Origin of the sequence: Micromonospora foliorum (genome assembly GCF_022229015.1) — a bacterium.
GTDB lineage: Bacteria > Actinomycetota > Actinomycetes > Mycobacteriales > Micromonosporaceae > Micromonospora > Micromonospora foliorum.
The window spans coordinates 1-13,363 of record NZ_JAKKFF010000532.1; the positions used below are offsets into that span (position 1 = coordinate 1).

13 protein-coding genes, 1 tRNA gene and 1 other RNA gene are annotated in these 13,363 nt (G+C 70.4%); 1 reads left to right on the forward strand and 14 read right to left on the reverse strand.

The annotated features are described in order from the left end of the window. Nucleotides 1–1,685 (reverse strand): DNA polymerase III subunit gamma and tau (locus PSH25_RS29490; protein WP_238662119.1); only part of this gene is annotated, 1,685 nt, incomplete at its 3' end. A gap of 211 nt (nucleotides 1,686–1,896) precedes the next feature. Further along, an RNA gene (ffs, locus tag PSH25_RS29495) (signal recognition particle sRNA small type) lies at nucleotides 1,897–1,986 on the reverse strand. Nucleotides 1,987–2,068: 82 nt separating this feature from the next. Here ffs and PSH25_RS29500 point away from each other — a divergent pair. Next, nucleotides 2,069–2,153: transfer RNA gene (locus tag PSH25_RS29500), tRNA-Ser, on the forward strand. A gap of 1,321 nt (nucleotides 2,154–3,474) precedes the next feature. Here PSH25_RS29500 and PSH25_RS29505 read toward each other — a convergent pair. The 12 genes from PSH25_RS29505 to PSH25_RS29560 all read right to left on the reverse strand — a co-directional run bounded on the left by PSH25_RS29505 (nucleotide 3,475) and on the right by PSH25_RS29560 (nucleotide 13,286). Continuing rightward, on the reverse strand, nucleotides 3,475–4,683 hold the full coding sequence (locus PSH25_RS29505) for a tyrosine-type recombinase/integrase (RefSeq protein WP_238662120.1): 1,209 nt from the start codon (nucleotides 4,681–4,683) through the stop codon (nucleotides 3,475–3,477). 16 nt (nucleotides 4,684–4,699) lie between these two features. After that, complete coding sequence (locus PSH25_RS29510) at nucleotides 4,700–4,909, reverse strand: helix-turn-helix domain-containing protein (protein ID WP_238662121.1); 210 nt, start codon at nucleotides 4,907–4,909, stop codon at nucleotides 4,700–4,702. 479 nt (nucleotides 4,910–5,388) lie between these two features. Then, complete coding sequence (locus tag PSH25_RS29515) at nucleotides 5,389–6,948, reverse strand: hypothetical protein (RefSeq protein ID WP_238662122.1); 1,560 nt, start codon at nucleotides 6,946–6,948, stop codon at nucleotides 5,389–5,391. Continuing rightward, nucleotides 6,945–7,919 carry a bifunctional DNA primase/polymerase gene (locus PSH25_RS29520; RefSeq protein WP_238662123.1) on the reverse strand — a complete coding sequence of 325 codons (975 nt, stop codon included), beginning with the start codon at nucleotides 7,917–7,919 and terminating at the stop codon, nucleotides 6,945–6,947. Before PSH25_RS29520 ends, PSH25_RS29515 begins: the two co-directional genes overlap by 4 nt. Before the next feature lie 31 nt (nucleotides 7,920–7,950). Further along, nucleotides 7,951–8,250, reverse strand: coding sequence for a hypothetical protein (locus PSH25_RS29525; RefSeq protein WP_238662124.1), 300 nt, complete (start codon nucleotides 8,248–8,250; stop codon nucleotides 7,951–7,953). After that, the gene (locus PSH25_RS29530) at nucleotides 8,250–8,543 is read right to left on the reverse strand and encodes a hypothetical protein (protein ID WP_238662125.1); all 294 of its coding nucleotides are present in this window, start codon (nucleotides 8,541–8,543) and stop codon (nucleotides 8,250–8,252) included. The genes PSH25_RS29525 and PSH25_RS29530 overlap by 1 nt, the downstream gene beginning before the upstream one ends. Then, nucleotides 8,543–8,788: a hypothetical protein gene (locus PSH25_RS29535; protein WP_238662126.1), complete on the reverse strand. Its 246-nt coding sequence runs from the start codon at nucleotides 8,786–8,788 to the stop codon at nucleotides 8,543–8,545. The genes PSH25_RS29530 and PSH25_RS29535 overlap by 1 nt, the downstream gene beginning before the upstream one ends. Nucleotides 8,789–8,930: 142 nt before the next feature. Beyond that, a complete protein-coding gene (locus tag PSH25_RS29540; protein WP_238662127.1) occupies nucleotides 8,931–11,159 on the reverse strand; it encodes a cell division protein FtsK in 2,229 nt (742 codons plus the stop codon). 97 nt (nucleotides 11,160–11,256) lie between these two features. Then, nucleotides 11,257–11,607, reverse strand: coding sequence for a hypothetical protein (locus PSH25_RS29545; protein WP_238662128.1), 351 nt, complete (start codon nucleotides 11,605–11,607; stop codon nucleotides 11,257–11,259). A gap of 262 nt (nucleotides 11,608–11,869) precedes the next feature. Beyond that, entirely contained in the window at nucleotides 11,870–12,670 is an 801-nt protein-coding gene (locus PSH25_RS29550; RefSeq protein ID WP_238662129.1) for a DUF2637 domain-containing protein, read from the reverse strand. Beyond that, entirely contained in the window at nucleotides 12,667–13,041 is a 375-nt protein-coding gene (locus PSH25_RS29555; RefSeq protein WP_238662130.1) for an RRQRL motif-containing zinc-binding protein, read from the reverse strand. The genes PSH25_RS29550 and PSH25_RS29555 overlap by 4 nt, the downstream gene beginning before the upstream one ends. Continuing rightward, nucleotides 13,041–13,286 carry a DUF6284 family protein gene (locus tag PSH25_RS29560; protein WP_238662131.1) on the reverse strand — a complete coding sequence of 82 codons (246 nt, stop codon included), beginning with the start codon at nucleotides 13,284–13,286 and terminating at the stop codon, nucleotides 13,041–13,043. Before PSH25_RS29560 ends, PSH25_RS29555 begins: the two co-directional genes overlap by 1 nt. Nucleotides 13,287–13,363 lie beyond the last annotated feature (77 nt).

Genomic DNA, 13,363 nt, shown 5'->3' on the forward strand with positions numbered 1-13,363 from the left:
CAGTCGAGTTCGCGGACGACCGCGTCCCGCATCAGGGCGGCGATCCGCTTGTTGGTCCGGTTGACCTTGCCGACCACGTCGGGCCAGACGCGGCGGACCGCGACCGCGTCCAGCGCGGCGGCCGGCGCGCCCGGTCGGGCCGGCGCGGGCGTGGCCGGGTCGGGCAGCACCGCCGACGGTGGCACCACGCGACGCGGGGCCGGCCCGGCGGGCGAGACGGGTACGGCCTGGTCAGCCGGGCCCGACCCGGTCGACGCGCCCGGGGAAGCCGGGATCGGCGAATCGGCCGCCGAGACGTACGAGGCCGGAGCACCGGAGGTCGGAACGTGCGCGGCGGGTGCCCCGGTGACCGAGGCAGCCGGGGCGGGAGCGCCCGCAGCGCTCTGGGTCGGGGACGCCGCCGAATCGACCGCCCACGGCGGTGCGGAGGTCGGGGCGTTCGCGGGTGCCGGGGTGGCGGCAGCCGGGACCGGGGTGGCTGGCTCTGGGCGTACCCCTGGGTTGTTGGGCGCGTCGGTGGCGCCCAGGGTGAGCCGACGTTCCATCCGCTCCAGGCGCTGGAGCAGGCCGCCGGTGGAGTCGTCCACGCCGGGCAGCAGCATCCGGGCGCAGATCAGCTCCAGCAGGAGGCGGGGCGCGGTGGTGCCGCGCATCTCCACCAGGCCGTCGTGCACGATGTCGGCGCAGCGGGAGAGCGTGGCCGGGCCGAGTTGCGAAGCCTGGGCGGCCATCCGCTCGATCTGGTCGGCCGGCCCGTCGATCAGGCCCTTCGCGGCGGCGTCCGGCACCTGCTGGATCACGATCAGGTCGCGCAGCCGTTCCAGCAGGTCGGAGGCGAACCGGCGCGGGTCGTGCCCGGCCTCGGCCACCCGGTCGACGGTGGCGTACGCGGCGGCGCCGTCCCCGGCGGCCAGCGCGTCGCACATCTCGTCGATCAACGCGGCGTCGGTGACCCCGAGCAGGGCGGCGGCCCGTGCGTAGCTGACACCCTCCGGACCGGCCCCGGCGATGAGCTGGTCGAGCACGGAGAGGCTGTCGCGGGCGCTGCCGCCACCGGCGCGGACCACCAGCGGGAAGACCGCCGGTTCGACGGAGACGCCCTCGGCCTGGGTGAGTTGCTCCAGGTACGGGCGGAGCACCTTCGGCGGGATCAGCCGGAACGGGTAGTGGTGGGTCCGCGAGCGGATCGTGCCGAGGACCTTCTCCGGTTCGGTGGTCGCGAAGATGAACTTGACGTACTCCGGAGGCTCCTCGACCAGCTTGAGCAGGGCGTTGAAGCCCTGGGTCGAGACCATGTGCGCCTCGTCGATGACGTAGATCTTGAAGCGGCTGCTGGCCGGCGCGAAGAAGGCGCGCTCGCGCAGCTCGCGGGCGTCGTCGACACCACCGTGGCTGGCCGCGTCGATCTCGATCACGTCGATCGAACCGGCGCCGTCGGTGGCGAGCGAGCGGCAGGACTCACACTTGCCGCACGGCTCCGGGGTGGGGCCCTGCTCACAGTTGAGCGAGCGGGCCAGGATCCGGGCGCTGGAGGTCTTGCCGCAGCCGCGTGGGCCGGAGAAGAGGTAGGCGTGGTTGAGCCGTCCGCTGCGCAGCGCCTGCGACAGCGGCTCGGTCACGTGCTCCTGACCGATGACCTCAGCGAAGGTACGCGGCCGGTACTTGCGGTAGAGCGCCAGCGTCACTCGTCCCGCCTCCTCTCGACCGAGCCATTCTGCGCCGGTCGGGCGCGGGTGACCACCCACCACCCCGGGGCGCCTGGGCCTTCGGACTTGATCGACTCAGCTTCCCGGCCGCCGGGCTTGATCGACTCGGCTTCCTGGAAACCGCGGTGTCCGTGTGGCCGGGACACCGCGACATCACGGATGCCGAGTGGATCAACCGGCCCACAGACAAAAAGGCCTCCCGTGCACCCGGCAGAGCTCGCTTATCCTTGCTGCCTTCCGGCCCTGGGGAGGTTCACGAGATACCGCCGCACGGGAGGTGACGCCCAGCCTACCCGACCGCCCGTCGATCTTCAGGGGGTGGTGGGGTGGCCCGGCCGACACGGGCCTGTATCCTGGCTCGCGGAGGATTCGCCTAGAGGCCTAGGGCGCACGCTTGGAAAGCGTGTTGGGTTTACACCCTCACGAGTTCGAATCTCGTATCCTCCGCTCGCCTCAGCAGCACGAACGACAGGGCCGGCCCCACGGGGACCGGCCCTGAGTCGTTTCTACGGCCATCCTCGTCTCAGTCCTCGTCTCATTAGCTACACCTGTCGCCACCCAGCCTGCCGCCGGGAGACCCCTGGGCGCGGACCGACAGTCGCCCTCGGAGGCCACACCGCCGGAACACGCCGCCTTCCGGTCCAGGCGTTTGGTTCAACCTCGGGGTAGCCAAGGATGCCGCCTCGACCTGGTCCGCAACCATGACGCTGCCGAGTCGGAGCAAGTCCCTTCGCCTCGCTCCGGGCCGATCTACCAAACGTCCGAGCCTGACCCGCGGCTTGTCAACGACAAGGGCGTTGCTTGTCATTGACAAGAGCGATGGGTCCCACTGCTCTTGTCACTCAGCATTCAGCCCACGATCAATCGCACACTCTGTGCGCCACTGACGCCGACCCTTGCTCTACCAATGACAGCGGCGCCCAAGTTGCACCTCGGGCGCCGCCATACTCCCAACCGCCGATCAGCAGAAGGAGTCTCCGTGAGGATACCCCCGACCCATCACCCACTGGAACCCTTGACGAGCAAGCGCAAACAAGCAGGACGGCAATCTCTCACAGTGCGAGGGCTGGTCATTGGCTTGATATGCCTAGCGGGCGCCATCGTGATCCAGCGCCGCACCGGGGATCTCCTCATGTCAGCCGCGGCGTTTCCGATACTGCACGGATTCCTAAGTCACTGGGTAGCCGAATGACCAAGAGTAACCGGACGCCGCCCACGCCGGCCGTCTATTGGCTCATCAAGATAGAGTGCGAACGAACGTCATCCATTCTCGCTGCGCTAGAGGCGTCAACTAACGCACTAAAGCTATCCGTTGTGGAGTTTGAGCGAATCTCCAGGCCGGCCGTCCTGCTCACTCGGCGTGTTAGGTGCAGCTACCCCGAGGAGGCCATAATGGAGGCGTGGTCTCTAGGTGCCGAGATACGGCAACGAATCGGACAGGCCTTTCGGCCCACATCTGTGGTGGTGCATCTTGAGTCTGAACCCGAACCAATGCCGCCCGCGGTCTCCCTCTCGGAGATCGGCGCATATCTCAACGTTTCACGTCAACGCGCTCAGCAACTCTCGCGACAACCGGGCTTCCCTAAACCCCTCGGCAAAACCGCGAACGGGCCAATTTATGCGTTCTCGGATGTAGAACGCTACCAGACGACGCGAGAGATGAAGAAGGGTCGTGACAAGAAAGGGAATGTCTTCTGCCCTGCGCAATAGACGCACTCTGTAGTTCATGCAGGTTGGGCCGAGCCCTCTCGGCCCAACCTGCATGCATTCAACTGCTGTTACCCCAGAACAGCCCACCAAGCTGCTCTGCTATATCTCGGCGTACCTGATCCGTCATGTGTTGGTATCGGACCGCCATGGCCGAGTTAGACCACCCCATGATGCCCATCACAGCGCGGCCCGAGACGCCTAGGACCAGAAGCGCAGTGGCGGCAGTATGCCGAGCATCGTGCAACCGGCCGTCGCGCACTCCGGCGAGCTTGAGCAGCCGTTTCCATTCGTCGTAGTCCGTCGCCTGGTGGACCGCCCGGCCGGTCGGTGAGGCGAACATCCAGCCCTCATCGCGCCAGAGCTGGGCGGCGGTTTCGCGTTCGGCGTCTTGTTCCTTCCGGTGCTGTCGGAGTAGGCCGATCAGGGCATCCGGCAGGCCGATTGAACGGCGCCCGGCCCGGGATTTGGTGTCCGCCGCTACCGGCCGCTCGTTCACCCGGTCGGGACACTGACCGGGCAACTTCTGCTCGCATTGCCCGTCGCACCCGTGCCGCCATTTCGGCCGGAGAAGCGCGCGGCGCACGGTCAGCGTTCCGTTGTCGAGATCCACGTCCGGCCATTTCAGGCCGAGCGCTTCACCTTGGCGCAGCCCGAGGGCGAGCGCTACCGCCCACCGGGCGCTGCTCCGCCGCGATGCCGCCGCACGAAGGATCGCCTGCACCTCGGGAATGGAGTACGGCTGCACCTCGGTATCCGGGAGGCGGGGCGGCTTAGCCAGCGCAGCGGGATTCCGCGCGAGGTGCCCCCGGCGCACTGCCTCGCCGAGCGCGGTGCGGATCGTCCGGTGCGCCTGGTGGGCAGTTCCGGCCGCGCTGCCGTTGGCCAACATCCGGGCGTACAGCTTCTCCAGGTGCTCTGGCTCCAGGCGGTCGAGGCGGTGGGCGCCCACGCCTGGGATCAAGTGCCGACGGACTGCCACCCGGTAGCCGTCGAGGGTGTTCGTACGAATCACCGGGCCGGCGATGTTCTCGACCCAGTGCGTGAGCCACTTCTCGACCGTCCAGCGCTGCCCCGGCTTCCGGACAGTGCCGTTGTCCCGCTCCCGTTCGAGGGCGCGAACCTTGCGGATCACCTCGGCCTCGGTCTTCGCCTGGACATGCCGCCGGTCCGGCTTCCCGTTGTCCTTCACACCGACTGTCACGCGGCCGTGCCAGTAGCCGTCACCGCCCTTGTAGATGCTCGATGCGCCGTTTGGCTTGCGTCCCATTGGCTGGCTCCTTTCGTCAGGCGGCGTGATCGAGGTGGGTCGGCTCGGCGAGCAAGTTCCGCACGTATTCGTCCAGGCAGAACGTCGGCACCCGGCGGAGACGGCCGATGGTGACGGTGCGAATCTGGCCGGTCTTGATAAGGGCGTACATGGTGGTACGGCCGATGCCGAGGCGGTGGGCAGCTTCTTCGATGGTCAGGACGACGCGAATTTCTGGCGTGGGCACGGCTTCTCCCCGTGGTTCCGCTAAGTCGAGAGCGCCGGTGGTGGGCGTTCCCGTCGGGCGAGGGTCAGTTGCTAGGTACAGCAGGCGAATCGATGACGGCCGTTGGAACGGGCGGCTGAGATTGCCGTAGAGCCAAGATTTCGAGCGGGCCGGGGTGATGGCATGGGCCGGTTCGGCTCAAGGGCTCTCAGCGGGCCGGTCTGCGCGGGTCGGTCGCGGTGATCGGCGCTCGTTGCGGGAAGGGCTGAACCATCTCCGCATCTCCGCATCTCCGCAAACATGGCTGTGAGCTGCGCGAATACTTGCGGAGATGGTCGGAGGTGGTGAGCGGTCATCTCCGCAAAGAGCGGCGGTCTCCGCAGTTGGTTGCGGAGATGCGGAGATCGATAGTCCCCTTGGTTCTGATCTCCGCAGAGTGTTTCCCCTGGTAGGAGCGGTCGGTGCGGCGTTGCGGAGATGCGGAGATGGTTCAGCGGGTTTCACCCCTCGTGGCGTTCGACCCAGAACACGGACCGATCGCCTCGGTCGTTGCGGCCGGCGCGGACGACGTGCTCACCGCGCCACCGCCCGGCCTGCCCGGTCAGGAGTCGGCCGAGTTGCAGGGGGTTGGGTAGGCGGCCGTTGTGGGTGGTGATGAACTGCCCGTCCCACGGGTCGTTGACGTCGCTGCCGAGGTGCATGGGTTCGCCGTCTTGCCGGAGTTCGGCGGCGGTCATCGCGCGGCCGCCGTGGCGGTCGTGCCAGCAGGTGAGGAACGCGCGCCAGCGCGTTTCGTCTTCGTCGATCTCACGGATATCGGCTGCGTTGGTGAGGAATCCGTCGATGCCGTGGTGGGCGAGGAACCCGCCGAGGGCTTGCGCCCAGGGGGTGAACTGCCGCATCGACAACCCGGACACCTTTGGTGCTCCCCGTCTTGTCCAGTCGAGCACCAGCACGAGTAGGTGCCATAGGACGGTGAGTTGGTTGGCCGGGTCGGTGATCCACTGGTCGAGGTGGGGGATGCCGAACCCGCGTTGGTCGCGTAGCTCGGGGCGGGGCATGTCCGGGTCGAGGCGCACCCGCACGGTGCGGGAGGCCATGTCCCCGCCGACCTGGAGGTTGTTGCCGGTGGCCATCCATAGCCGGTCGTTGACGGTGGCGACGTTGCGCGACGCACCCAACTGCCGGTCGGACCACACGCCGGAGGTGACGAGCTGGGCGAGCACGGCCGAGTCGATGACGGTGCCCTCGGCCAGGTTGTCCCAGATCACGACGCCGACCTGCTCGGCCAGCACCGCCGTGATGGACTTGCGCAGTTCCTCATCGGAGTAGGCCCAGGTCATGACGCGCTGGCCGTAGAGCATCCCCGGCCCGGCCGTGAGGATCGTCTTACCGGACGACGGCATGGTGGCGTCGATCAACGCGAACGGCGTCAGGCTGCGGGTGAAGTGCCGCAGGATCGGCGTGGCCAGCAGCGCCACGTAGTTAGCCCGGTCAGCCGCGGATGCCCACGGGAAGTCGCGTAGGAACCGGCCGAGTAGGAACGTTCGCGCCTCGTCTACCTGCTCCGGGGTTGGCTCGTCCGGCACGGGCGGCAGCGCCACTTTGGATGCCAGGTAGAGGCCGGTCGCCGGGTCGTAGCCGGGTTGCTGCAATAGGGTGCCGTCACGGCGCAGCACCGGGGCACCGATGATCCCGCGCAGCGGCGGCACCCCGGGCCATGTCTTTCCAGCCAGCACCGAGGCCAGGATGTCCCGAGGTGGGGTCACTTCGTCTTCGTAGACCTCGGGGTCGCCGGTGTCGCTCTTGCGGGTCTTGAGCCGGTACACGTAGGCGTGTTCGGCGAGCAGCCCGGCCAGGCCGGCGGGGTTGACCATGCTGGCCGACACCGGCAGCGGGGAGTCCTCGTCGGCGGCGGTGGCCAGGCCACCGGAGACGGCTTCCATGTGCACGAGGGAACCGGCGGACACGTAGGTGTCGGGTAGCAGCCCGTCGACCAGCGCCGCTTTGAGCACGCGGATGGTTTCGGGGCCGGAGCCGATCTGCAACCGGGTGCTCATGCCGCAGCCCTTCCCACCCGGGCGAGGGTGCGCGGGTTGTTCGCCCCGGTCCGCAGGCCGGATGCGATCGTGCGGGCGACTTCCCCGGCGGGCAGGCCGAGCGACAGCGCGGCGGGTTCCAGCACGGCGCTCACGTCGGCGTCGGTGAGCGCACCTCCGGCGACGAGCTGCCCGAGCGCCACGGCCGAGGTGAACAGGGCGTGATTGCGTTGCCCCTCGGGCGCGGCGGTGAGGTGGGCGACTTGCCGGCGGATCGCTGCCGCGAGGTACGCGCCACGCCGGTCGGCCGGCAGCGCCACCGGGGCCGGACGGTGGACGGGTCGCGGGGCGGGGGCGAGTAGCCCGGCCACCCACGCGGGCAGCGGCGCCGGGTCACAGTCCAACGCCACCGCGTACGGGTGGCCGGCGGCGGTGCTGCCAGCGGCCACGACGTAGCCGCCGTGGGCGCGGGTGTCGACCTTCCAGCCCAGCCCGCCTCGGTCGCCGGTGGTGTTGCGCAGCCGCGGCCCGGCGGGGTGGCGGTAGTAGAGGTGGCTGCCGCCGCTGGCCGTGGTCACGGCGTAGGTGGCGTCGATGCCGCCGTGTCGGTTGGCGAGGGTGGCGAACACGTCGAGGCCGTCGCACGCTCCGGCCCACTGTGGCGGTGGGGTGTCGTCGGGGTGCTTGGGTACGTCGAGGTCGACCACGACCAGCCCGGACGGCCCGCAGGCAATGCCGATGCCGTAGGGGCGGGTCGACCACGCCCGCCGGATGCGCTCGGGGTCGGTGGTGGCGCGTTCCTCCCATCCGACGTGACGGCCGGCGGCCCGGCAGCGCGGGTCGGTGCCGGGGCAGTGCTCGGCGGTGCAGCGGTTGGGAAACGCGGGCCGTTTGGCGTGGTCCGGGTCGTCGGGTCGGTCGTCGGGGCGCAGGGGGAAGACGTGCCAGCCGCGCGCGGCGTGCGCGAGCGCGGCAGTCAACAGGTCAGGCATGGGGCATCTCCCAAGGCTCGGGGGAATCGGGTCAGGCCGGGCGACGCTGGGCGCGAGCGGCAGCGAGGTCGATCAGCGCGCCGCCGGAGGCGTCCGGGGTGCCGGTGGGCCGTTGCCGGCCGGCGGTGACGCTCAGGCGCAGATAGAGCCGGTAGCGGCCGGCGTCGGTGCCGGTCAGCGGCCGGCGGGTGCCGTGCTGCGTGAGGTGCCCGGCGTCGACCAGCGCGGCGGTGACGGCGTCCAGCTCGGCGGGCGTGCCGGTAAGCCAGACCTCCAACCCGGACAGCCGGGCGTCACGCGGGGATGGGCCATCGCGGCGAGAGCTGGGCATTAGGCGGCCCGCCTCGGTCGGGGCCGACCCGCGATGGCGGCGCGGGTCACGGTCTCCCGCAGGTCACCGAGCAACCCGACCAATTGCCGCCGCGCCGCCACCTCGCCGGGGGCGAGCGCGACCCTGACGCGCACCTCGGCGTGTTCCCGGCCGGCGGCGGTGCGTACCCGCACGAGGACGGCGCGGGAGCGGCCGGCGACGTCAACCACGATCTCTTCGGATCGGTGTTCGCCGAGGCCGCAGCGGTGGTCTTTGCCGCACCAGTCGGTGTGACCGTCACGCGGGCGGCGCATCACTGGTTGCCGGCCCGGTATTCGGTGCGGATGTGCTCGATGAGCCGGCGGCCCACGCGGACGCGTTTGCCGGTGGCGGCGCAGCGGCGGCACTCGCGGGTGAGTCGGCGGATGATCAGCCCGGGTCGCTGGCCGGCTCCCTTGCAGCGGCGGCAGCGGCCGAACGGGGACGCGTAGCACTTGATCAGGTAAAACGCTGCGTAACCGAGGATGGTCAGGCTAGCTAGCGCGGCGATGGTCAGCACGGAACGCCTCCACAGGCCGTTTTGAGGGTGCGAGCAGCCGACGCCGCTAGGTGCTAGGGCGCTGGCCAGGAAATGTTTGTGTCGCTAGCGGTGCCGCTAGGTCTAGCGGTGCTGGCCGCTAGACCTAGCGGCGGATCGTGGGCTACGCGGTCTTGCCGTTCCCGGCATCGCGGTCACGCTTGGTGATCGCGGTGAGGATGTCGGCGCGGTGGAAGCCTTTGCGGTTGCCGGACTCTCCGGTGTCGGTGTCCTCGCCCCAGCACTGCTTCGTGCTCAGCCCGTGGGCCTTGAGCGCCTCGCGGAGCTGGTCGGCGGTGAACCCGGCGTAGACGTCGGGCCGCAGCGCGGCGAGACGCTTCACGATCACGGTTGACCACAGCTTCGGCTCGGCCTCGGCCATGACCCCGGCGACGTCCTCAAGGATCGTGTCCCGGCGCACGGCGGTGGTGTCGAGCACGACCCCGGCGGCGTGGCCGGTGATGTTGCCGTAGCGCTCCCGCGCCTTGCGGGCGCGGGTGACGATCGCTTCGGCGGCCGGGCCGTCGATCTCGAACGTCTTGAGGATGACCGGCTCGTCACCCTCACCGGCCAGGTAGCCGATGCCCTTGTCCCGGCGGGAGAACATCGTGGCCCGGATGCCGTTGCGGTACATCGAGGTGCCCAGCACCATGTCGTTCTCGGTCTGGCCCATGACCTTGAGGCAGAACCGCAGCACCGCGTTGGCGGAGATGCCGGTCGGCAGGCTCTTGGCGTCCGGGCGCTGGGTGGCCAGCTTGAGCATGATCCCGACGGCCGGGCCGCGTCGAACGAGGTCTTCGCAGATTTCCTCGATCTCCGCGCCGTACTTCGGGTGCTCAAACCCCCGCTGACACTCGTCGATCCCGATGCCGATCGGGTGCAACCCCAACTTGCGGTTGCTGGCCAACTCGTCGGTGACCTTGTTCTCCGGGCACAGGTCACGCGGCAGATCCCGAATCACCTTCGTGCGGCGGCGCATCTCCGCGTGGACTTCGCGCAACGCGGTGACCAGGTACACGATGTCGTCTTCGTCGTCACCGGCCCGGTAGGCGTGGCAGACCGGCTCCAACGGGGACAGGTCGCCAGTGCCCTTGAGGTCGAACGCCAGCACCCACGACCGAGGATCGAGCGCGACCAGCAGCAGCACCAACCGCAGCGCGAACGTCTTCCCGAACCGGGGCAGCGCGCCAATGATCATCGACGCGTACATGAGGGTGATGGTGGCCAGCGCGCCGCGCGGGTCGGTGCCGAACGGTTGGGCCTTGAACAGGTTCACCGTTCCGGACGTGAGCAGCGGGAACGGCTTCTGCTTCGCCCGGCTCATGTCCTTGTCCGCGACGAACAGCACGAGGCGGCCCGGGTGCACGTCGGCGTTGGCGGTCGGCCACACGCACCCCAGCGGCCGGGTGAGCGCACCCGCCAGTTCTTCGCGCTTCTCGATCACGGCCGAGGCGACCACGCCGCGAGGTAGCTCCACCTCCGCGCGCCAGCCGACGCCGTTCTCCCGCGCGATTGGCGCGGGGAACCACCGCTTGCCGTTGTCGCCCCGGCGGATCGCGGCGTCGATGCCCGGAATCCGCAGCGACGCCAGGGCCGTGAACACCTCCGTGCTGGTCAGCGGCGCGGCGTCGGTACGCACCACGGCGGTGTCGAGCAGCGGCCGATCCGCCGGAGCGCCGAGCACCCCGAACACCACCACCGCCACCGCGAGCGCGGCCACCTGAACGGCGGTGCTCGCGAGCAGCAGCACGCCGAGGCCAGCGACCAGCAGCACGGCCAGCAGCACGGCGGTGAGGCCGCGCCAGCGGACCCGCCGATCCCGGCGCCGCGACAGCGTCTCGTACGTCTTGGCCTCTTCCGGCTTCGTGACGGACGCGCGGACCACCGCTTGGCGCACCGGCTCGCCTTCCAGGTCGAACAGCCACCGCCCGTACCCGCCGACCACGCGGACGAGGCCGAACGGGGCACGCCAGGCCAGCTTCGCGCCATACTTCGGCACCCGCAGCCCGTGGTAGAGCACGCCGTGCCCGGCCAGGCCGGTAGCCCACGTCAGGTTGCCGGCGAACTCGGAACGCGAACGCAGCCAGCCCGGCAGGATCGGCCGGCGCTGCGCGTCGCGGAACCCCGCGAGGGTGAACCGCGGCCGGCGCTGCGCGTCGATGCTGTCCACCATCACCGGGCCACCCTCGCCCGGGTCGGCGTCGAGGTCGTCGGGGTCGGGGTCGTCGGTGCCGGCGCGGCGGGCGCGGGCGGCGTCGAGGTCGACCACCTCGGCATCCGGGCCGTCGGGGTCGGTCAGGTCCGCCTCGGCGGCCTGCCAGTCGAAACGGTCGTCTCCTTGGGGGGACGTCATGATGGGTGTTCCTCCATCTGATCCGTGTGGGTCGGGGGTTGAGGGCCGGCGGCGCGGCCGGGTTGTCGAGGCCGTGAGGCCGCGCCGCCGGGCGGGGTCAGGGACGCGGGGGGCGGGTCGCGATGGCGGTCACCGCGAACGCGACCGTGCCGACCGCGTGCAGCACGCGGCCCGTGGTGTCGTCGGCGGTGAACATCAGCACGAGGTTGGCCAGGGCCAGGACGTTGAACAGGTGCCAGATCCGGCGGGCGGGGCGGGCCGGCGGCGGAGTGACGCGGGCACCGTTGGTGATGGCGGCGGCGGCCCACTCGTCGGGGTAGGCAACGCCGTCACAGGTCCACGGCCAGGGGTCACGGTCGGCCGGGCGGGTCTTCTGCGCGCTCAGACCGTCGTGGGTGATGACGGTGCCGATCGGCAGGTCAGCCGGCGCGGGGGTGGGGTTGCTCATTGGTCGGTGGTCCTCTCGATTGAGGTGTGCCAGCCGGTCAGGGCTAGCGGGATGGGCAGTCGCTGCAGGTCGTGGGTGGTTTGGCGTTGCCCCACAACGTGGCGTAGTGCCGGCCGCAGGGCAGCAGGACGGTTCGGGAGTGCGCGGCAGCCGCGCGGCGGGGGATCATGGGTGTTCTCTCCCTGATGTCTGCAAGACGGATGGGCAGAGGACCGGCGGCACGGCACAGGTTGCGAGCCAGGGGCCGTGCCGCCGGGCGGGGCTACTTGCGGTGGTTGGCCGCGATCCGGCCGCCCAGCTCCACCAGACAGATGGAGGCGACGACCACGAGGCCGTCGACGGACAGCGGGAGCAGGTACTGCGCGCCGTTGGTCTCGCCGTAGCGGGCGGCAACGGCGGCCATGTGCCAGTAGGAGACCCACGCGGCGATGCCGGCGATCAGCGCGGTTGCCGCCCACCGGCCAACCGCGAGGCGGCGGGAGTGCACCGGGACTCGGGAGATGAGTTCGATGGTCAGCAGCAGCGCCAGCGGGGACCACGCGGAGATGACTTGACTGATGAGTTCGTCTCGGGCGTGCAGCACGTTCCCGGCGATGGAGGCGGCCACGCCGAGGGCGAGCACGAGGCGGACCGCCCACCGGATGCGCTTGAGCGACTTGAGTTGTGCGGCGTCGGCCGGGGCCGGCGCGGGTGGGATCTTCGGACCCGGGTGTCCGTCCGCCGGGACCTGCGGCGACTTCTCGGCGGCCGGACGGCGGCGGGACCACCCCCGGCGCGGCTCGGTCGACGCGTCTGGCGCGGTGGGCTCGGGCGCGGTCGGCAACGGGGCCGGGTTCGGGCCGATCGGCTCGGCGTAGTCCAACGCGACCGGCGCGGGGCTGACAGCCGGCTCGGTGCGGGTGAGCAGTCGCTCGCGAAGCTCGGTGGCCTTGGGAGCGCCGATCTTGAATTCCTTCTGGAGCCGGTTGCGCGACGGGACCTCGCCGAGTTGGTCGGTCAGGGCCAGCGCGCCGGGGTACAGGTCGTCGATGCTGCGGGGGTGGATGCTGGCGGGGGCAGTCATGCTGCGTCCTCCTGGGGGAAGGCGCACGCCAGGCACTCGCCCAGCGAACGCGGAATGAAGTACGGCCGCACCTGGTGGCAGGTGCGGCAGGTCCGGCGGGCGGTGAGCGCCTTGCCGATCGCGACGCGCTGCGCAGGGGTCGCGGTGCGCTTCGGCGCGGCCAGGTCGAGCCGGTACAGGTAGGCGGTGCGGGTGCCGCCGACGCCGCGCCAGAGCACCTGAGCGGCGACAGGCTGCCCGCCGGGGCGCAGGCCGGCGGCGGTCAGTTGACGGCGGGTGGCGTAGCCGGGCGGGGCACCCTTCCACCAGTAGGTAGGGATGCCGTACCGCGCCCCGTCCGGATCGAAGTAGGCGGCGCGGATGCGCGACATCAGGCCGCGCGGCGCGGGTCGGTACGGGTCGCGGTGTCGGTGGCGGCGCGGGTGACACGCGCCTCGGCCCGGCGCAACCGCCGCCAGTCCAGCGGGGACGGGCCGCCGTGGTCTTCGGCGTAAATCAGCGTGATCTCGGCGTCCAGTACGTCCAGCTCGGCCGCGATCAGCGGCCACTCCGCGTCGATCGCGGCGAGGTCGGCGGTGGTCGGTTCGGCGGTGACGGGGGCAAGGTGCGTACGCACGGGGGAACCTCCGGTAAGTCGATGAAGTGAGGGAAGCCCGGGGTGCGACCAGATCGGCCGCACCCCGGGGCGAACAG